The organism is Nocardia amamiensis (assembly GCF_015477605.1).
Taxonomy (GTDB): domain Bacteria; phylum Actinomycetota; class Actinomycetes; order Mycobacteriales; family Mycobacteriaceae; genus Nocardia; species Nocardia amamiensis_A.
This window is the reverse complement of the sequence record NZ_JADLQX010000366.1, coordinates 1-254: the sequence shown is the minus strand read 5'-3', so window position 1 is coordinate 254 and position 254 is coordinate 1. Positions and strand designations below refer to the sequence as shown.

Annotated in this window: 1 protein-coding gene; it reads right to left on the bottom strand. The window is 61.4% G+C overall.

From position 1 onward, the window contains the following. Positions 1-240 (bottom strand): hypothetical protein (locus IU459_RS39205; protein WP_228839083.1); only part of this gene is annotated, 240 nt, incomplete at its 3' end. Between the last annotated feature and the right edge of the window lie 14 nt (positions 241-254).

Below are 254 nucleotides of genomic sequence, written 5' to 3'. Positions count from 1 at the left end.
CATCGGGTTGGAGCTGCGGGAGAAGGGCTGGCGGGTCTCCGACAACACCATCGCCGCGATAATGGCCGAAAAAGGTTGGGTAGCACGGAAAGTCAAACGCAGATCCGCGACCACGCGGCAAGGGAAATGAATCGCCCCGTGTTTCGTGCCCACCCCTTTCCTGGAGAGGATGGGCAGATCATGCCAGCGAAGTACGATGCAGCGACCCGCGCGAAGGCCGTGCGGTTGGTTGTCGATCACCGTGAGGACTACGC